This is a genomic window from Pseudomonas sp. 10-1B (assembly GCF_000935045.1).
In the GTDB taxonomy this organism is placed as follows: domain Bacteria; phylum Pseudomonadota; class Gammaproteobacteria; order Pseudomonadales; family Pseudomonadaceae; genus Aquipseudomonas.
The window spans coordinates 1-17,859 of the sequence record NZ_JYKS01000015.1; the positions used below are offsets into that span (position 1 = coordinate 1).

Consider the following 17,859-nt stretch of genomic DNA (forward strand, 5'->3'; position numbering starts at 1 on the left):
AATGTGGGAGCTGGCTTGCCGGCGATGCGCCGCGCGGGCGGCGCTCGGTCTCACAGGCGACACACATCTCCAGCCAGGCACCTACCAGACACAGCGCAAGAAAAGCCATAACCCTTACTGCCCAAAAAAAGGGATCCGCCCCAATGCCTTTGCGACAACTTTCCATCCAATGGAAGATCACCCTGCTCGCCGGTCTCTGCCTGGCCGGCATCGTCACCCTGCTCGTCGGCCTGTCGCTGTACCGCATGGAGCACAGCTCTGACCTGGTCAAGGCCAACAGCATGCAGATGCTGACCGAGGCGGCGCAGTCACGCATCGAGTCGCAAGGCGAGGTACAAGCGCTGAACATCCGCCGCCAGTTCATGGACGCCTACCAGTACGGCGCAGGCTTTGCCCGCCAGGTGCTGTTCCTGCGTGAACAGGCAGAAAAGCGCTTTCTCGATGCCTACGATCTGCGCGAGGACCTGACCCGCCAGGTACGCACCGCACTGCAGGCCAACCCCGACCTGCTCGGCCTGTCGCTGGTGTTCGAGCCCAACGCCCTGGACAACAAGGACAGCCTGTTTGCCGACAAGGCGGAATTGGGCAGCAACGAAACCGGACGCTTTGCCCTGTACTGGTCGCAACCGCGCGCCGGCCAGCTGACCGCCATGGCCCTGCCCGAGCACGACATGGCCAACACCGAGATCGGCCCCAGCGGCCAGCCGACCAACACCTGGTGGATGTGCCCGCGTACCACCGGCAAGGTGTGCGTGGTGGAGCCCTACTTCTACGACATCGATGGCCAACAGGTGCTGATGACTAGCATCGTCTTCCCGCTGGCAGTCGACGGCAAGATCATCGCCACCCTGTCCATCGACATCAACCTCAACAGCCTGCAGACCCTGAGCCAGGAGGCCAGCCGCAGCCTGTACGAAGGCCGCACCACGGTCGGCATCCTCAGCCCGGTCGGCCTGCTGGCCGGCTATAGCGCCGATGCCAGCAAGCTGGCCACGCGCTTCGATCAGGTCGACCCGGCCAAGGGCGCCGAGCTGGTGCGCAAGCTGGCCGATGGCAAGCTGACCATCGTGCATGACCAGCAGCGCCTGAAGGTGCTGGCGGCGTTCCCGCCAATCCCCGACGCCCAACCCTGGGGCGTCCTGCTGGACGTGCCGGAAAACGCCCTGACCGGGCCGGCCGAAGCGCTGAAGCAGGAACTTGACGCGCTGAACACCAGCGGCACCCTGCTGGAGCTGGGCCTGGGCTTGGCTGCGGCGATTGCCGGCCTGCTGCTGATATGGCTGATGGCCCGCGGTGTTACCCGGCCGATCCTCGGCGTAGCGGCCATGCTCAGGGACATCGCCAGCGGCGAGGGTGACCTGACCCGCCGCCTGGCCTACCAGAAGCAGGACGAACTGGGCGAGCTGGCCGGCTGGTTCAACCGTTTCCTGGACAAGCTGCAGCCGACCATCGCCGAGGTCAAACGCTCGGTGCAGGCCGCCCGTGGCACCGCCGACCAGTCTTCGGCAATTGCCACTGAAACCAGCGCCGGCATGGAGCAGCAGTATCGCCAGGTCGACCAGGTGGCCACCGCCTCGCATGAAATGAGCGCTACCGCCCAGGACGTCGCCCGTAGCGCCGCACAGGCCGCGCAGGCCGCCCGCGACGCCGACCAGGCCACCCGCGAAGGCCTGGCAGTGATCGATCGCACCACTCACAGCATCGATGCCCTGGCCGCCGACATGAGCAATGCCATGGCCGAGGTCGAGGGCCTGGCGCAGAACAGCGAGAAGATCGGTTCGGTGCTGGAGGTGATCCGCTCGATCGCCGAGCAGACCAACCTGCTGGCACTCAACGCCGCCATCGAGGCGGCCCGCGCCGGTGAGGCCGGCCGTGGCTTTGCCGTGGTCGCCGACGAAGTGCGCAACCTGGCCCAGCGCACCCAGGAGTCGGTGGAAGAAACCCGCCAGGTGATCGAAGCCTTGCAGAACGGCACCCGCGAAGTGGTCGGCGCCATGGACAACAGCCACCGTCAGGCCCAGGGCGGCGTGCAACAGGTAGGCCAGGCCGTCACTGCGCTGCAGCGTATCGGCCAGGCGGTGACGGTGATCACCGACATGAACCTGCAGATCGCCTCGGCTGCCGAGGAGCAAAGCGCGGTGGCCGAGGAAATCAACAGCAACGTCGCAACCATCCGCGATGTCACCGAATCGCTGTCGGGGCAGGCCAACGAGTCGGCACGGGTCAGCCAGTCGTTGAACAGCCTGGCCAATCAGCAGCAGGCACTGATGGACCAGTTCCGCGTCTGAAGATCGGGGCCGCCATGCGGCCCCTTCCCTTTCCCCCAACAGGTTCATCGAACTCACTTGGTGTCATGATCGGAAACGGGCGATTACTGGCGAAAAAAACGCCCACCACCCAGAATGCGGTCCAGTAAATTCAGTGCACCCTCGACATTGGGCCTGGCGCCCATAGGCAGGGTTTCCCGGAACGGCAGCGTGGCGTCCTGATACCCCGACGCCATGACCAGCAGGTGCATCTGGTCACTGTTGAGATAGACATGATGCTGCTCCATGGCATAAGACTGGATCAGGCTTAGTGCACCACCGACGATCGGCGTAGCAGAAGAGGTCCCGTTGTAGAAGTCGGTATAGTCCCTGTTGGTACCAGGCCTTACCTGCAGGTCCTTGTCCTTGATCGCCCCCGTCGTCACCACCGAGTCACCCCAGGCATTGAGCATTCGGTACGGGTAGCCATAGTTGGAGAACACGGCAGGCTTGCCATCCCACGAGTCGCATGCCCCCACCACGATAGCCCCGGCGTCGCCATGGTTGTCGAAGTACTGCCAGCTCCCCATATCGAGCCCGTAACCTTGGACGGCGCCAACTTTGTGGTTGCTTTCACGGTGGCCGTTGCCCGCGGCGCACACCACCACCGCCCCTCGTGCCACAAGCGCATCCATTACATCCCACCATGACGGCGCATGCAGCGTGGGCAGGCGGGTACCGGGTACGCTCGGGTCTGCGATTTCCCGGTTGAACACAACCACATCCCCCGGGATTACCCGGCGCAGCAATGCGCTCTGTGTCGCCGCGCCTGCCCGGTTGTGATAGAGGTACAACTCCGCGGCGTGACAGATACCGGTCACACCAAAGCCATTGGCAGTAGCGACCATCACTCCTGACGACAGCGTGCCATGCAGCGGGTCGTCATTGCTGCCAGGCACGACCACACGGATCAGGGGGCTGTCGCGCAGGTCTTCATGGTCTGGATACAGCCCGCCATCGGTGAGGTGCACACGCACCCCCTGGCCTTTCACGTCCTTTTCCCAGGCTTTGCGGATGTTGAGGCCTTTGTGCGCGGGCCCTGGTTCATCCAGATAGGTTTGCAGCACTTCAAAATCCGGGGTGCGTTGAGCGTTGTCGTTTGCCCGTTGACCCAGATAGACGACACCACCGGTGAACAGCGTGGCCACGACGGCGGCAGCACCGGCAGCCAGCAGGTTGGGATCATCCTCGCTGGGGGGCTGGAAGTGGACCCCTTCGACATAATCCAGGGCAGCAAGGGTCTTGGCCAGTTCGATGAAGGTGTCGTTGAACATGCTGGCGGGTTGCTCGATCCGCCAGTACGGCGCAAGCACTTCCGGGCGATTGTCACCGGGGTCCTGAAGGTTTGGGTCGACAAATGGGTGCAGCGTGATGACATTGGCGATTACCGGCCATAGCGCTACCAGCCTGGAAGCCGAAGCGGGCAGCATGTCGGCGGCCAAGCGTTCGCGCCCACCTGGGCCGAACTTCACGATCAAGGGCCCTATTGGCGGACGGTCGTTAATTTCGGGGGAGCCTTGCAGCACGCCGTCATGGAGTGCGAAAGCAGCCGGCACCTTGCCCGCCGTGCGTGCCGGCTCGGCTTCACGCTTGCGTCGGCCTGCAGATTGGTCCACTGGCACCTTGTCCAGGATCGAGCGGGTCGACTCGCCCGGCTGGATCGTGAATACCAGGGGCGGGAACACTTGGTTACCGCCTCCGGCGCTGGCCAGCCACGTGACGGTCGGTGTTATCGAAAAGCTGCCAGAGGTGCCCTGGACCTGGAAGGTGATAGGGCAGCCGTAATCATCGAGATTCCGGCTATCGGCCTGGGACCTGACAATGCGGGAGTCCAGTTGCTGGCGGTGCCCGCCATCGGTCTGATGCAACGTATAGGTAATGCTCTTGACCTTGCCCAAGTCGATGCCCGTTACCCGTACGAACAAAAAACCATCGAAACGATAGTTGCGGTAATGCACAAAATTCAGATCAGCCATCATAGTTTTCCAAGATTCACGGATAAGAAATGGGAGGCAGGTCGCAACACAGCCACCCAGCGCATGGTCATGACTCAGCGGGCATGGATGCAGAGAGCAGCCATTCCCTGCGCTGACCAAAGCTCGCCCCTCGGTGGACTACACTTGCCCGGACCCGAATGACAGGCGACCCTGAGGCCCCGATGAAGAAAATTCCAACGCTGCTGGCCGGCCTGCTGCTCGCCGTGGGCCTGGCCAATACCGATAGTGCCGCCTCGGCAGAGCGCAGCGCGCCAATCCACTTTGGTGCCATCGGCTGGGAAAGCGGCGCGCTGACCACCGAGATCCTGCGGCTGATCGTGGAACGCGGCTACGGCTACCCCACCGACACCCTGCCCGGCAGCACGGTCAGCATGGAGGTGGCGCTGGCACGCAACGACCTGCAGGTGATCGCCGAGGAATGGGCCGGGCGCAGCCCTGCATGGGTCAAGGCCGAACAAGCGGGCCAGGTATATGCCTTGGGTGATACGGTGAAAAACGCCGAAGAAGGCTGGTGGGTGCCGGCCTATGTGGTCGAGGGGGACGCGGCTCGCCAGATCAAACCCATGGCGCCGGACCTGCGCAGCGTCGAAGACCTCAAGCGCTACCCGCAAGTATTCCGTGACCCCGAGGCTCCAGATAAAGGCCGCTTTCTGAACAGCCCCAGCGGCTGGACATCAGAAACGGTCAACAGCCAGAAACTCAAGGCCTATGGCCTGGATGACCTGTACACCAACTTCCGCAGCGGGTCGGGGGCGGCGATGGACGCCGAAATCGGCTCGGCCATCCGCCGCGGCCAACCCGTGTTGTTCTACTATTGGAACCCGACGCCATTGATGGGCCGCTACAAGCTCATACGCCTGCAAGAGCCGCCGTTCGACGCCGAGGCCTGGGCCACCCTGACAGATGCCAGCAACCCCGAGCCAAAGGGCAGTCGCTCACTGCCGGCGAAATTGTCGATTGGTGTCTCCAAGGCCTTCCGTGACGACTACCCGGACCTGGTGGCAGTGTTCGAGCAGGTTGACCTGCCCATCGATCGGCTCAACAAGGCGCTGGCCGAGATGAGCGAAAAACGCACGCCCCCCCGCGATGCCGCCCTCACCTTCCTGCGTGACAACCGCGAGGTGTGGAAAGCCTGGCTGCCCGCGGACGTTGCCGCCAAGGTCGAGGGCAGCCTGTGAGCAGCGGCTTCCCCCAAGCCCTGCAATTGTCCTTTGCCGATAGTGTCAACCGGCTGGTCGACTGGCTGGTACTGAATTACGGCGATCACTTGCGCAGCGTCTCCGACCAGTTGCTGCAATTGCTGGTCGGCCTGGAAAACCTGCTGCGCCTGCTGCCCTGGTGGCTGCTGTTACTGCTGGTCGGCCTGCTCGCCTGGCATGCCAGCCGCAGCCTGCTGCGCAGTGCGGTACTGGTGGCACTGCTGGCCCTGATCGGCATGCTCGGGCTGTGGGACAAGCTGCTGCAGACCTTGGCACTGGTGCTGGTCAGTACCGGCCTGTGCGTGCTGGTGGGTGTGCCGCTCGGTATCCTGCTGGCCTCTCGGCCGCTGGCAAAGCGGTTGCTGTTGCCAGTGCTGGATGTGATGCAGACCCTGCCGGCATTCGTTTACCTGATCCCAGTGCTGATGCTGTTCGGCCTGGGCAAAGTACCGGCAGTGTTCGCCACGCTGATCTACGCCCTGCCGCCACTGGTGCGGCTGACCGAACTGGGCCTGAGCCAGATCGACCCTTCCCTGCTGCAGGCCGCGCATGGCCTGGGCGCCAGCCGCTGGCAACGTTTGCGGCGCATCGCCCTGCCCCTGGCACTGCCGAGCATCATGGCCGGGCTCAACCAGTCGGTGATGATGGCCCTGTCGATGGTGGTGGTGGCATCGATGATTGGCGCCCGCGGGCTGGGCGAGGATGTGCTGGCGGGGATCCAGACCCTGAATGTCGGCCAAGGGGTCGAGGCCGGGCTGGCGATCGTCGCCCTGGCCATGGTGATCGACCGGATCAGCCAGGCCTATGGCCGTAGCGGGCGTTGAGCGGTACCCCCTGTTCCGGCCCTATCGCCGGCAAGCCGGCTCCCACAGGTACTGCACAGGTGGTGGGCATTGTGCTGACCATGTGGGAGCCGGCTTGCCGGCGATAGGGCCGGGCCTGACAATGCAGCACTGACAGCCCAGCCCCCGGACCGCCCGCATGTCCCTCAAAGCCCTGCGCACCCTGGTGACCATTGCCCGCCACGGCACCTTCGCCCGTGCCGCCGACCTGCTCAGCCTCACCCCTTCGGCGGTGAGCCTGCACATCAAGACCCTCGAAGACGAGCTACAGGTGACGTTGTTCGACCGCAGCCGCAGGCAGGTGGTGCTGACCGAAGCCGGCCAATTAGCGGTGGCCCGCGCCGAAACTATCCTGGGTGCCTATGACGAACTGGCCGATGCCCTGGCCAGCGGCCCTAGCCTGCGCGGTCGCCTGCGCCTGGGGGCGATCCACACGGTGCTGGCGCGCCGCTTGCCCAAGGCACTGGTGTGGATCAAGACCCACCATCCGCAACTGCACATCAGCGTGGCTTCGGGCATGTCGGCGGAACTGGCACGGCGTGTGGAAGACGGTGAGCTCGACGCGGCGATCACCACCGAGCCGGTCAGCCCGTACCCACAGAGCCTGGACTTCACCCCGTTGTTCGAAGACCGCTTCTGGGCCATCGCCAGCCCCGATCTGGCTGGGCAAAGCGTGCCACAGTTGCTGGCCAGCCAGCCCTTCCTGCGCTTCGACAAGCGCGCCTGGGCCGGGCGGCAAATCGAGCAAGAACTGCGTCGGCAGCATTTGCAGGTGAGCGAGCAGATGGAGCTGGACAGCCAGGAGGCCTTGGCGCGCATGGCGGTAATGGGCCTGGGTGTGGCGATCATCCCCATGGCTGACGACGACCTGCAACGCTTGCCACCCGCCACCTGCCTGCCATTTGGCGAACCGCAACTGACCCGGCGGGTGGTATTGCTGGAGCATGAAAAAAGCCAACGGCGGCATCTGAGTGCGGTGCTGAAAACAGCGCTTGAGGCTTGATTGTGCCTAGGCCAAAGGCGCCGCTCGTCCATTCATTGGCACTCTGGCTACCTGCATGCATTCAACCGGTCAGGCAAACCAAGCAGGAGTAGATACCATGCCACGCGGTGACAAGGACAAATACACAGACAAACAAAAGCGCAAGGCCGAGCACATCGAAGAGAGTTACGAGGAAAAAGGCGTGTCGAAAGACGAAGCGCAAGCGCGCGCCTGGGCCACCGTCAACAAGCAATCCGGTGGTGGCGAGAAAAAAAGCGGCTCAGGTAGCAAGACATCTTCCAGGGAGAAGAAAACTGCGCGTTCGGACTCGGCCAAGCGTGCGGCGAAATCACGCCAGGGCCATTCACGCACCTCAGGTTCGTCGCTGGAAACCCAAACCAAGGAAAGCCTGTTGAAAGAAGCACGCAGCAAGGACATCAAGGGGCGCTCCACCATGACCAAGGCTCAATTGGTGGAAGCGCTGCGTAAACACGGTTGATGCTTCAGCCATTCCCGGCGATATCGGTTTCATCGGCATTTCGGCACCGGTTGCGGCATGCGCATTCGTATTCAGCTTCAGCCCGTGTCGGAAAATTCAGGCTCAAGCGGATTTTTTCTTGTGTGTCGTAGAGGTCGTAGCCCTCCCCCAGTGCGACGGGAAAGCCAAGACGTCGAGGGTAAGTCTCTTTCCTGAGCGGCACAGCAGGAACCACAGCAAAGCGCGTCTGCATGATCATCCCTCTTCGGCAGTTCTTAAGTATTAGTACCACTATGTGAAAGCATCAAGATGATTCATGCAAAACAGCAGCGGCGATGCGTTGCGCCATGGGCCCGACCGATGCATGTCCAAGTTCCCTCTCGCGCATAGAAGCAGGGCGTCTTATTGATTGCACTGATGATTACTATCGAAAGGCCCGCCTGTCGGGCTGCCAAACCCAACGCCTATAATCGCCTCCCATCTCCCCCCGCTCCCCTTGCCTGCTTCAGGCAACATCCCACCTTGGAACCCAACCCCATGCCAAGCGCCAGCCAGGCCCCTCGCGGCCTCCCCGAACATAATCAACGAAGCGTCAGCCAGCAGTGGCTGGCGATTCTCTCGGTCGCCGTGGGTGCCTTCGCCCTGGTGACCAGCGAGTTCCTGCCGGTGGGCGTACTCAACGATGTGGCCAGCGACCTCGGCATCAGTGCCGGCCACGCCGGCCTGATGGTAACCCTGCCCGGCATCATGGCCGCCCTCGCCGCCCCGTTGCTGTCTGTGGGCATTGGCGCCCTGGACCGTCGCTACCTGCTGATCGGCCTGACGCTGATCATGATCATCGCCAACGCGGTCGTGGCCTACGCCAGCGACTTCAGCCTGCTGCTGTTCGGCCGTGTACTGCTGGGCATCAGTATCGGTGGCTTCTGGGCTACAGCCATCGCCCTCAGCGGCCGCCTGGCGCCCAAGGGCGTGGGCGTAGCCCAAGCCACCTCGATCATCATGGTCGGTGTGACGCTGGCCACCGTACTGGGTGTACCTGTAGGCACCTGGCTGAGTGGCCTGATGGGCTGGCGCATGACGTTCCTGGTAACCGCGCTGCTGGGGGTACCGGTGCTACTGGCGCAGATGCTCTTGCTACCACAGTTGAAGCCGGACAAGGCCATTCGCATCAGTGACCTGCCGGCCCTTTTCATCAACCCACAAGCGCGGGTTGGCTTGATCGCCGTCTTGCTGATTGGCCTGGCGCACTTTGCCGCATACACCTATGTCGCGCCCTTCTTCAAACAAAGCTCCGGCTTCGATGGGCCAACGATTGGCTCATTGCTGCTGCTCTATGGCGTTGCCGGGGTAATGGGGAACATTTTCGCGGGTTTCGCCGCCAACCGCAGCGTGCGTCATACCCTGTTGCTGGTGGCACTGATGATCGGCGTCAGCACCGCCCTGTTCCCCCATTTCGCCACCGGCATGACCGGCGCCGCGATGCTGATCGCGCTGTGGGGCTTCGCCTTCGGCGCCTTCCCGGCCTGCGCCAGTATCTGGATGTTCGTGGTCGCGCCCAGGGACGTCGAACGCGGCATGCCGCTGTTCGTCGCCATGTTCCAGGTGATCATTGCGCTGGGCTCGTTCTTCGGAGGGCGGATCGTCGACCAACTGGGCAGCGCGGTGCTGTTGAGCCTGGCCACGGCCCTGGTGGGCTGCGGTTTCGTCACGGTGCTGGTGCTGGGGCGTAACGTCAGCAATAGCCTGGCAGCCCAACCCTCCTGACAACCACCCGCTCGCCAATGGCCGCTATCGACCCGTAGCCGCCACTGAAAATAACTGGTTTCGTGAGCGCGATGCGCACTCTGTGGGAGCGGGCGTGCCCGCGAACACCGGCGCAGCCGGTGCCAGGCTCCGCGTTGGATTCTTCGCGGGCACGCCCGCTCCCACAAAGATTGCTGTTCGGCTCACCGGCAGCAAAGGGTCAAAAGCGGACCTCCATGGCCAGCAGCCGTCAGGTCTTAATGGGGTTGGCTGGCAAGGTCGCTCTCCTAACCATCAAGCCGTAGTAGCAACCTGCCGGAAATTCCCCACGTTGCTGAGCGGGTCAACATGCCAACCACCACCAGGCGAGTGATGCCACGACCTTTCAATGTCTGGGCAAAACGAGTGCCATGGAATGCGCTATAGCGTTGCTTGTCGATCACGACGTCACCGGCCTTTGGGGCCAAAGCGTCGATGACCTCGATAGCGGCAGTGTCCGCGCGGTAGGTAATTGGCCTGTCTTGGTTGTCGACCGGCTCACCGATTGCCAGATCACGGCCTTGGGCATCATTGACGTGTCGGGTGTCGCGGCCGTTTGACGCCACGCGCGTACATTTGCTCAATGACGAATGTTCCACTTAAGCTGGCCACAGGGTAATGCCTGTCAGTTAAGGGTATGGGGCTGCTGCGCAGCCCATCGCAGGCAAGCCAGCTCCCACAGGGCCACTCAGATCTGAAGAATTGCGCGGCCCTGTGGGAGCTGGCTTGCCTACGATGGGCCGCAAAGCGGCCCCAAAATGCTTAGCTGACTGGCATTAGGCCACAGGGCTCTATTAAGGATGGATTCGATGATGCATGTACCGCTCGGACTGGGTCTGTTACTTGCCGCCGCTCTGGTCGAAGCGGCTCCGCTGCAGGTGCCCACCCCGGCTGAACTCAGGAGCCAGCTCGAGAGTCTCAAGCCTGGCCAGTTTCTCTGGTACCCGCAGGTCTCGCCGGTGGGGCCCGTGACCGTAGTGGTCAGCCTCACCGAGCAACGTGCCTACGTCTATCGCAATGGCATCGCCATCGGCGTCAGTACCGTGAGTAGCGGCAAGGCCGGTCGGGAAACCCCCACCGGGGTATTCAGCATTCTGCAGAAGAAGGTCGAGCATAAATCCAGCCTCTACAACAGCGCTCCGATGCCCTACATGGAGCGGCTGACGTGGGACGGCATTGCCCTGCACGCAGGCCATCTACCGGGGTACCCCGCTTCGCATGGTTGCGTGCGCCTGCCGTTGGCATTCGCCAAGAAGCTGTATGAAATCACCGGTTTCAGCTCGACCACCGTCATCGTTTCCGATACCCACAGTGCACCGGTGGAGGTCTACCACCCCGGCGTGCTGGCGCCTACGGTCAGCGAAGGCAAAGCCCAAGGCCCGCTGGTATTGAATAACCAACAGTTCTGGAACGATCCAGACCCGACGGCGGGGCCACTGTCTATCCTGATCAGCCGCTCCGACCGGCGCGCCTATGTGTTTCGCGGTGGCCAGTTGATCGGCTCGGCGCCAGCACTGTCGATTGAAAGCGGTCAACATCGTAGTGGAATGGCGGTGTATTCCCTGCTGCAAAAGCCATCCGACTTGGCCCTCGATGCCGCGCTACCATTACGCTGGTCGGTGGTTGGTCTCAGCAACCCGGAATACGGGGATACGCCCTATGAACAATTGGGGCAATTGACCATGAACCCGGAATTCCGCCGTCATTTACGCGCGGCGATGGACATCGGCACGATGCTGGTGATAACCGATTGGGCGTCCACGCGGGATACTCGCAGCGAAGGAAAACTCACGGTGATCAGCACCGAAGGCAGTGAATAACTTAAACCATTGATCAAGAAATGATCGGCAATCCCGTAAAAATCAAGCAAAGTAGTGGCCTTTGGCTTCAGTCCAGCTGATTTTTCGCTTCAAAGCATGCCATGACGCAAGCGAGGAAAGCCGTCCAGATCAATGCCGAACGGCCAGCCTGCTTTCGATCGCAGACAGGTTTTTAACAGGATAATCCATGTCGATGTTCGAACCATTGGGGGGAGCCATGCGGCTCTCAGTGGCCAGTATTGGCCTGTTTTTCCTCAGCGCCTGGCACACCGCCTATGCGCAACCCCTGCCTAGCGCCGCCGAGCTGCAGCAATTGGCGCCCAGCGCCAGCCTTTCGACCTTGGCCCTGGCACTCACCGCCTACACGTGCGCCAGCCACAGCGACGCGGACAAGTTGCTGACGGTGATCGATTACTCCAAGGCCTCGCGTGACAAACGTCTGTGGGTGTTCGATTTGCGCGCCAGGAAGCTGCTGTTCGAGGAGTGGGTTGCCCATGGCAAGAACAGCGGTGCCGATTTGCCGACAACGTTCTCCAACGCCCCGAACAGCTACCAATCCTCCATCGGCCTGTATGAGACCGGCCAGACCTATAGCGGCAAGCACGGCCGTTCGCTGCGCCTGCAGGGGCTGGAGCCGGGGTTCAATGACAACAGCATGTCGCGGGCGATTGTCATGCATGCCGCCGCGTATGCCGACCCCAAGGTGGTTCCCGGCCTCGGTCGCTTGGGTCGCAGCCAGGGGTGTCCTGCCGTTCGGCCGGCAATTGCCGGCAAGCTGATCGATACGCTGCAACGCGGTAGCTATGTGTTCGCCTATTACCCGCAACAAGACTGGTTGAAAAAATCGCGCTTCCTTAACGCCCAGAGCTGCCCGCTGGCTAATCAAACGTTCGCCAGCAAGTAAGTCCTGCAATCAGGGCATAGCAATTCATTGCTGGGGGGTGGGTTCATGGTGGGGAGAAGCAATGGTCTTGGCCGCAGCCAGTACCAAGCTGCGTAGCCACTTCGATGCCTGTGACCGATGTTTGCGTGCATGCCACAGTTGGTAATACCGCAACGGCTGCAGCGGTACCGGAAAAGGCTCGATACGTAGCGGCAACAGTTCGGTGTAATGCTTGGCAAAGGATCGCGTGGTGGTGAACAGCAGATTTGACTTGACCAGCGCATAAGGTGCGAGACAGAAGTAAGGCAAGGTCGTGGTAACGCGCCTTACCAGGCTGCTTCTTGCCAGTTCGGTGCCGATCGTGCCTTGACCGGACGCATTGTGGGTCATGACATCAAGATGATCTGCGAGTGTATAGGCTTCGGCAGTCAGCTCTCCTGGCCCAATGGGATGCCCTTCACGCATCAGGCACACCAGGTCATCGTCACACAGCGGTTGCAGATGGAGATGATCGGCAGGTGCTCTCCAGTTACCTATCACCAGGTCCAGGTAACCCTCTTCCAGGCCGCGTGAATATCCGCCCTCGGCTTGAGGGTGCTTCAGTTCCAGTGTGGCGAAAGGTGCCTGCGCATGAAACCGCTCGATAATGGCTGGCACAAAGAAAACGCTTAGATAATCGGGTGTGCCGATACGAAATGTCTGTCTGGTCGTTGCCGGATCGAAAGAGTCGACTGGGTGCAGAACCTGTTCGATAGCGGCCAATGCCTGCGAAACAGGGTCAATCAATTCTTCGCCGTGAGTCGTCAGCACCATGTGGCTGCCGCTGCGCACGAGCAATGGGTCGCCAGTGATCTCACGCAGACGTCGCAAGGCGACACTGATGGCCGGCTGAGTTTGCCCAAGCAGTTCGGCGGTACGCGAAACGCTGCATTCCGTAAGCAAGGTATGGAGCGTCCGGATCAACTGGACATCGCAGCTTGGTATGGACTTGGACACGGCAGCCTCGAATGTCATGGAGCCATCCGCATGATGGTCCTTCGTCTCGATGTGGCATGGGGGGAGCACGCTATATAGTTGATCATATAGCGAGCCCCAGAGTGCGTCCATGCGAGCACATCCGTGCGGCCGGTTACCTCCAGTCCGGCAGGGCTTTCAGAAGTTCGGTCTTTTCCTGAGTTACCGCGCCCATCAGTACGAAGCCTTGCATCTGGTTTTGCTGATCGCGGTAGACGGACCGCACATTCGCGATGCCTTTGTCACACCGGCCTACCAACTCGGTCGACCACAAACCTTGATCGTCCATTGGCGAGGCGACGACCGTGGGCAACACGCTGGTTTTGATGGTCACCGGCATGGCGGGATAAGCGACTGCAGTGGGCTCGCCAGTGAGTGTCCGGGCCAACGCGCGCGCCTGTAGCATGATCGGCATCACATAAGGCAATACCAGGTCATGGACCTGAGCACAGTCACCCAAGGCATAGACATTGCTGACGCTTGCTCGCAGATACGCATCTGTTACGACGCCACTGGAAACCGCAATGCCTGCTGCACGAGCCAGCTCGACCCGTGGCATCAAGCCAATGGCGCAAAGCACATAGTCCACTTCCAGTTCATGACCATCGGCCAGCTGCAGCCACAGGCCTGTGTGACTACGCCGAACCGCCGTGGGGGCGTTACCGAGTTCCAGGTGCACGCCAATGGATCGAAGCGCATTCGCCATTTCTTCCGCGGCCTCTGAAGGCAACAGGCGACTCAGCAAGGACGTCGCGCGGTCGACAATGCTCACCTCGTGGCCAGCATGCCGTAGATCATTGGCGAACTCACAACCGATCAGTCCTCCACCGAGGATGGCGATTCGGCTGTTCATGCCGATCTGCTGACGAAGGTTGCGGTAGTCCTCCAGGTCATTCACGGTGATGATTGCATCCACCCCATCGCCGTCCAGGGTCGGGCGCCTTGCATCAGCGCCCAACGCCAGCACCAATGCGCTATAGCGCTGTGGATAGCCGTCGACGTAGACCTGCTGCGCTTCGACATCGATTCGCTCGATAGAGGTGTACGTACTGATTTGCGCTTGTAGTTGCGCCGCCATTTCCCCGGCGTTGGACGTCACGAGCTGATCCGGCAGACGCCCGCTCTGAAAAGCGTTGGACAGCGCCGGCTTGGAGTAGAACTCACCGCCATCACGGGTCACGATCATGATCGGGATGGCCCTGTCCAGCTTGCGTAGCTCACGCGCCACGGTATACCCGGCCAGCCCTGAGCCGAGGATGATCACTGGGTCCGGCTCTGCAAGTGGCTGCATCGCCACCTGGCTTGCCTCGGCACCTGTCGGGAGCCGGATCATCGCAAAATCGGCTTTGCCGACGCCGCAATCAGGGCAATACCAACTTTCCGGCACATCCTCCCAGCGGGTTCCCGCCGGGATATCGTGCTCAGGCATGCCCACGGCTTCGTCATAGATGAAGCCGCACACCACACATTCCCACTTATACATGATCGATACTCCTTCAATCGGGTTATGGCCAGGTCTTCAACTGATGAAGGCTCGACCCAGACCCAGCGCGCTCAGGGCACGACGATAGGCGGTGGAGGAGCGATCGGCAGGAATATGGATTTCCAGCGAAAGGTCCAGCGGCAAGTCCTCCGGACGACACAACTCGACGATGTCCCGGTCCTCTTCGAATACCTGTTGATTGAAGGCATACACGTCCTCCAACGGCATCTCCTTGTCGAAGTTGCGCGTGATGGCGCAGAACATGCGGGTCTTGCGAGCCGAGATCGGGCTGGCGGCGTTCAGAATCACCAGCCGGTGTTCAGGGCTAGGGAAATTGACCGTCAAACGGGCGGTGAACGGCGCGAATACATCGAAGGTCCGGGACCAGAGAAAATCGCTCGGGGCACGATGCTGCATCTGCTTGGGGAAGTTACTGACGCTGCTGACGTACTCGGCGTGTATTCCGTAGGGCGTGAGTTCGGCCTTGTAGGTCGGCACCACGGGGTTGTCGCGCTGGGCGAAAGCTTCATGGTGAATCCAGGCGAAGTGGGCGACATCGATGAAGCCTTCCACCTGGCGACCGGCGGAGGCGGCAATGTCGATGGAGGGCGGCAGGATGCGCTGGAAATCGTCGTCGTACCAGGAAGGCATCTCGGCAAACGGCGCGTTGGTGCCCGCCATCAACACCCAGATCAGGCCAAAATCTTCGCGTGTCGAGTACATCTGGATGCGGTGGCGTTCGGTCAGGTTGGCGTTCGGCTCCGAAGGAATGCGAGTACAGCGTCCATCAGTGCCGAAGTGCAGGCCGTGATAAGGGCAGATGATGTTTTCGCCGCGCACCCAGCCTTTGCTCAGCGGTGCGCCGCGATGGCTACAGATATCGCGGGCGGCATTCACTTTGCCACCAGCACGGTAGAGCACGAGCGGTTCATCCAGCAGCGTTGCGGCGTAGGGTTTGTCGGTGACGTCCGTAGAAAAAGCCACGGGGTGCCAATGCCGGCAGAGGATCTCTCGGTCATGTGCAGTAAATGTGCTGTTTCGGGTGATCGGATTCCAGGTAACGTCCTGGCAGGCTATGGCGGTAGTGGACATTTCGGTTCTCCTTATTATGGAAATGTCACCCGGTGATGCGTGCCCGCGAATTGCCAAGCTGCTTGCCAACCAGGCGGGCACCGGATGCCAAACCCATGCTAGAGAGCCGAACCGGCCCCGCCTATGTTGGCAAGTACATGTTGTTTATATGGAATGAACTATGTAGGTGGCCCGCACTGCCACCTGGACGCAGCGCTATGGACTTCACGCCAAGGGGCCGCTTTCGACCGAGGCGATGTGAAAACACCTGCGATTGTCTGATCTTCTGAAGTACCGACGCCGCTAACATCGCAGTCCAGCTGCTTTTCCGCCCGTAAACGGCTATTTGAGCCGCTGCCGCGGCCCGGTATTCTCACAGCTTGATTTCAAGCCAAGGATTCAGGTATGCCGTTTGCTATCACCCACAGCGAGTTTGATGACAGGGATAAGGTCTTCATGAGCCAGGCACTGGCCCAAGGCAGGCGGGCACTGCCGACGTGCCTGCCAAACCCTCCAGTGGGCTGTGTCATCGTCCGTGAAGGGAGCGTGGTAGCCAGCGGATTCACGCAAGCGCCTGGAGAGCATCACGCAGAGGCGATGGCCCTTTCACTGCTGGAACATGGTCTTGATGACCTGACGGCGTACGTGACTCTCGAACCTTGTTCATTCGCAGGCCGAACACCTTCATGTGCGTTGGCCTTGGTGAGCGCGAGAATTTCACGAGTACATGTTGCAATGCTCGATCCCGACCCACGAAACGCTGGAGCAGGTATCGAAATTCTCCGCCAGGCCGGGATCGAGGTAACGGTTGGCCTGCTTGGGGATGAGGCTCGGCGCGACCTGCAATACTATCTCTTGGAGAGCCTTTGAATGTCCGCTACGGGCCGAGGTTGTGTGGAAACCTCCCGACCGATGCACGATGCAACTGCTGAAAAAACAACCTGGAAATCGCGTTCCTACGTGAACTGAACAAACATTTGGCAGACGGTTGATGGAGGTCGTTCATACCAAAGCTGCCCGTTCGGGTTCTAGCTCATTGCGTGTACCGTCCTCAATTACCGCGGAGGGCTTCGACGCACGCTGGGTTACTTGGAAATCCATGATGAACTTCACGGGACTGAACTTACTATCGTCATGGAAATACAGCTAAGTACCAACCCGACTCATTCATCCTAGGCGATTATCTGCACAAGCATCTGCTCAAATCAAAGGCTCTACTCGCCAAAAAGCCGGCGCCAAAAACCATTTTAAATCTTCATCACAAGCCTTTAAATAGGAGCCAGTCGTAATGCAGCCTGCCCAGCTCAATAATTTTTCGTTATAGACGTAACTCTCTTTTGATAGAAGCATCCTCGTTCATATAGCTAGAATTCGGTTTCGAGGTAAAAATTTGCCTCGGGAGGCCCTCAGGGGCGATGAAACAACCGACCGAAGAACACTTGAAGGAGTCTAACAATGACAAACTTAACCATCGTACCCATGCAGTGGATGAATGCGCAGGATCTCCACGATTGTGAGCCGCTTAATGAAGCAGACTTCGCCTGCATGAATGACATTCGTGCGATTCTCGAAAAACATGGAAAACTTGATCGCTTCGCGCTTCATCTCATCCATAAGCATTTTGATATTGCAGAAGATGAAGTGTTGGTCGAGTACAGCGAGGCCAGCAGTCGCGAGCAGTTTTTCCGGGTTGAGAAGTCCAACAGCGAAACTGCTCGACATGCCATTCCAACGACTTGGACACTTGAGCACATTCAGCCAATGGCGCGATGCGTCTGCGCCTATCGGCAAGGTTCCGGCCACCTCGGTCGCCATGAGACAGGCATCCACGCCGACGGTGTTCTTGAACCGGTGATCGCAGAGAGCGCGACTTGACTCATTGCGCAAGCGGACGCGCAGCAGCAAGAACCCATAACGCTGCGCGCCGCAAAGCTCGAACGTAATGCAATGAAAAAATGACACCCAAGCATTTGCGTCGGCGACGTCTCATTTTTTGACCGAA

General features: G+C 60.7%; 16 protein-coding genes and 2 pseudogenes. 12 read left to right on the top strand and 6 right to left on the bottom strand.

Annotated elements, in window-relative coordinates; genetic code table 11:
* Nucleotides 1-362: 362 nt before the first annotated feature.
* A pseudogene (locus TZ03_RS31940) lies at nucleotides 363-1,430 on the top strand (HAMP domain-containing protein); the annotation flags it as partial.
* Between the two features lie 102 nt (nucleotides 1,431-1,532).
* The gene (locus tag TZ03_RS31945) at nucleotides 1,533-2,288 is read left to right on the top strand and encodes a methyl-accepting chemotaxis protein (protein ID WP_370290277.1); all 756 of its coding nucleotides are present in this window, start codon (nucleotides 1,533-1,535) and stop codon (nucleotides 2,286-2,288) included.
* A gap of 83 nt (nucleotides 2,289-2,371) precedes the next feature.
* On the opposite strand, the gene TZ03_RS10195 is transcribed toward TZ03_RS31945, so the two are convergent.
* Nucleotides 2,372-4,282: a S8 family serine peptidase gene (locus TZ03_RS10195; RefSeq protein WP_236692798.1), complete on the bottom strand. Its 1,911-nt coding sequence runs from the start codon at nucleotides 4,280-4,282 to the stop codon at nucleotides 2,372-2,374.
* A 182-nt stretch (nucleotides 4,283-4,464) separates the two neighbouring features.
* On the opposite strand from TZ03_RS10195, the gene TZ03_RS10200 reads away from it, so the two are divergent.
* The 4 genes from TZ03_RS10200 to TZ03_RS10215 all read left to right on the top strand — a co-directional run bounded on the left by TZ03_RS10200 (nucleotide 4,465) and on the right by TZ03_RS10215 (nucleotide 7,825).
* Nucleotides 4,465-5,481 (top strand): ABC transporter substrate-binding protein, encoded by a 1,017-nt coding sequence (locus TZ03_RS10200; protein WP_051097477.1) that lies wholly within the window; start codon nucleotides 4,465-4,467, stop codon nucleotides 5,479-5,481.
* Nucleotides 5,478-6,326, top strand: coding sequence for an ABC transporter permease (locus TZ03_RS10205; RefSeq protein ID WP_051097478.1), 849 nt, complete (start codon nucleotides 5,478-5,480; stop codon nucleotides 6,324-6,326). The genes TZ03_RS10200 and TZ03_RS10205 overlap by 4 nt, the downstream gene beginning before the upstream one ends.
* Nucleotides 6,327-6,483: 157 nt before the next feature.
* Entirely contained in the window at nucleotides 6,484-7,347 is an 864-nt protein-coding gene (locus TZ03_RS10210) for a LysR family transcriptional regulator (RefSeq protein WP_051097479.1), read from the top strand.
* A gap of 97 nt (nucleotides 7,348-7,444) precedes the next feature.
* A complete protein-coding gene (locus TZ03_RS10215) occupies nucleotides 7,445-7,825 on the top strand; it encodes a hypothetical protein (protein WP_051097480.1) in 381 nt (126 codons plus the stop codon).
* A 4-nt stretch (nucleotides 7,826-7,829) separates the two neighbouring features.
* Here TZ03_RS10215 and TZ03_RS28610 read toward each other — a convergent pair whose 3' ends face one another.
* On the bottom strand, nucleotides 7,830-8,063 hold the full coding sequence (locus TZ03_RS28610) for a hypothetical protein (RefSeq protein ID WP_082056595.1): 234 nt from the start codon (nucleotides 8,061-8,063) through the stop codon (nucleotides 7,830-7,832).
* Nucleotides 8,064-8,341: 278 nt separating this feature from the next.
* Between TZ03_RS28610 and TZ03_RS10220 the strand changes: the two genes are divergently transcribed.
* Nucleotides 8,342-9,568 carry an MFS transporter gene (locus TZ03_RS10220; protein WP_051097481.1) on the top strand — a complete coding sequence of 409 codons (1,227 nt, stop codon included), beginning with the start codon at nucleotides 8,342-8,344 and terminating at the stop codon, nucleotides 9,566-9,568.
* A gap of 266 nt (nucleotides 9,569-9,834) precedes the next feature.
* On the opposite strand, the gene TZ03_RS28620 is transcribed toward TZ03_RS10220, so the two are convergent.
* The gene (locus TZ03_RS28620; RefSeq protein WP_236692799.1) at nucleotides 9,835-10,170 is read right to left on the bottom strand and encodes a cysteine hydrolase family protein; all 336 of its coding nucleotides are present in this window, start codon (nucleotides 10,168-10,170) and stop codon (nucleotides 9,835-9,837) included.
* 225 nt (nucleotides 10,171-10,395) lie between these two features.
* Here TZ03_RS28620 and TZ03_RS10230 point away from each other — a divergent pair, with 225 nt between their 5' ends.
* Nucleotides 10,396-11,406 carry a L,D-transpeptidase gene (locus TZ03_RS10230; protein ID WP_051097483.1) on the top strand — a complete coding sequence of 337 codons (1,011 nt, stop codon included), beginning with the start codon at nucleotides 10,396-10,398 and terminating at the stop codon, nucleotides 11,404-11,406.
* Nucleotides 11,407-11,593: 187 nt separating this feature from the next.
* Complete coding sequence (locus tag TZ03_RS10235) at nucleotides 11,594-12,310, top strand: murein L,D-transpeptidase catalytic domain family protein (protein ID WP_051097484.1); 717 nt, start codon at nucleotides 11,594-11,596, stop codon at nucleotides 12,308-12,310.
* Between the two features lie 24 nt (nucleotides 12,311-12,334).
* Here TZ03_RS10235 and TZ03_RS10240 read toward each other — a convergent pair whose 3' ends face one another.
* The 3 genes from TZ03_RS10240 to TZ03_RS10250 are packed head-to-tail and all read right to left on the bottom strand — an operon-like array spanning nucleotide 12,335 to nucleotide 15,878.
* Complete coding sequence (locus TZ03_RS10240) at nucleotides 12,335-13,396, bottom strand: LysR family transcriptional regulator (protein ID WP_201775717.1); 1,062 nt, start codon at nucleotides 13,394-13,396, stop codon at nucleotides 12,335-12,337.
* A gap of 22 nt (nucleotides 13,397-13,418) precedes the next feature.
* Nucleotides 13,419-14,786 (bottom strand): FAD-dependent oxidoreductase, encoded by a 1,368-nt coding sequence (locus TZ03_RS10245; protein ID WP_051097485.1) that lies wholly within the window; start codon nucleotides 14,784-14,786, stop codon nucleotides 13,419-13,421.
* 36 nt (nucleotides 14,787-14,822) lie between these two features.
* A complete protein-coding gene (locus tag TZ03_RS10250) occupies nucleotides 14,823-15,878 on the bottom strand; it encodes a Rieske 2Fe-2S domain-containing protein (RefSeq protein ID WP_051097486.1) in 1,056 nt (351 codons plus the stop codon).
* 384 nt (nucleotides 15,879-16,262) lie between these two features.
* Here TZ03_RS10250 and TZ03_RS10255 point away from each other — a divergent pair, with 384 nt between their 5' ends.
* The 3 genes and pseudogenes from TZ03_RS10255 (at nucleotide 16,263) to TZ03_RS30000 (ending at nucleotide 17,732) form a co-directional block, all read left to right on the top strand.
* Entirely contained in the window at nucleotides 16,263-16,727 is a 465-nt protein-coding gene (locus tag TZ03_RS10255; RefSeq protein WP_051097487.1) for a bifunctional diaminohydroxyphosphoribosylaminopyrimidine deaminase/5-amino-6-(5-phosphoribosylamino)uracil reductase RibD, read from the top strand.
* A 109-nt stretch (nucleotides 16,728-16,836) separates the two neighbouring features.
* Nucleotides 16,837-17,033: pseudogene (locus TZ03_RS31950) on the top strand (hypothetical protein); the annotation flags it as partial.
* 279 nt (nucleotides 17,034-17,312) lie between these two features.
* Nucleotides 17,313-17,732 carry a hypothetical protein gene (locus tag TZ03_RS30000; protein WP_152645409.1) on the top strand — a complete coding sequence of 140 codons (420 nt, stop codon included), beginning with the start codon at nucleotides 17,313-17,315 and terminating at the stop codon, nucleotides 17,730-17,732.
* The last annotated feature ends 127 nt before the right edge of the window (nucleotides 17,733-17,859 follow it).

Excerpts from the sequence above, each read along its gene's own strand:
- TZ03_RS31945 (WP_370290277.1), top strand. The coding sequence starts at position 1,533 with ATGGAGCAGCAGTATCGCCAGGTCGACCAGGTGGCCACCGCCTCGCAT.
- TZ03_RS10200 (WP_051097477.1), top strand. The coding sequence starts at position 4,465 with ATGAAGAAAATTCCAACGCTGCTGGCCGGCCTGCTGCTCGCCGTGGGC.
- TZ03_RS10235 (WP_051097484.1), top strand. The coding sequence starts at position 11,594 with ATGTCGATGTTCGAACCATTGGGGGGAGCCATGCGGCTCTCAGTGGCC.
- TZ03_RS30000 (WP_152645409.1), top strand. The coding sequence starts at position 17,313 with ATGACAAACTTAACCATCGTACCCATGCAGTGGATGAATGCGCAGGAT.
- TZ03_RS10215 (WP_051097480.1), top strand. The coding sequence starts at position 7,445 with ATGCCACGCGGTGACAAGGACAAATACACAGACAAACAAAAGCGCAAG.
- TZ03_RS10255 (WP_051097487.1), top strand. The coding sequence starts at position 16,263 with ATGCCGTTTGCTATCACCCACAGCGAGTTTGATGACAGGGATAAGGTC.
- TZ03_RS10210 (WP_051097479.1), top strand. The coding sequence starts at position 6,484 with ATGTCCCTCAAAGCCCTGCGCACCCTGGTGACCATTGCCCGCCACGGC.
- TZ03_RS28610 (WP_082056595.1), bottom strand. The coding sequence starts at position 8,063 with ATGATCATGCAGACGCGCTTTGCTGTGGTTCCTGCTGTGCCGCTCAGG.
- TZ03_RS10240 (WP_201775717.1), bottom strand. The coding sequence starts at position 13,396 with ATGGACGCACTCTGGGGCTCGCTATATGATCAACTATATAGCGTGCTC.
- TZ03_RS10245 (WP_051097485.1), bottom strand. The coding sequence starts at position 14,786 with ATGTATAAGTGGGAATGTGTGGTGTGCGGCTTCATCTATGACGAAGCC.
- TZ03_RS10230 (WP_051097483.1), top strand. The coding sequence starts at position 10,396 with ATGATGCATGTACCGCTCGGACTGGGTCTGTTACTTGCCGCCGCTCTG.
- TZ03_RS10195 (WP_236692798.1), bottom strand. The coding sequence starts at position 4,282 with ATGGCTGATCTGAATTTTGTGCATTACCGCAACTATCGTTTCGATGGT.
- TZ03_RS10220 (WP_051097481.1), top strand. The coding sequence starts at position 8,342 with ATGCCAAGCGCCAGCCAGGCCCCTCGCGGCCTCCCCGAACATAATCAA.
- TZ03_RS10250 (WP_051097486.1), bottom strand. The coding sequence starts at position 15,878 with ATGTCCACTACCGCCATAGCCTGCCAGGACGTTACCTGGAATCCGATC.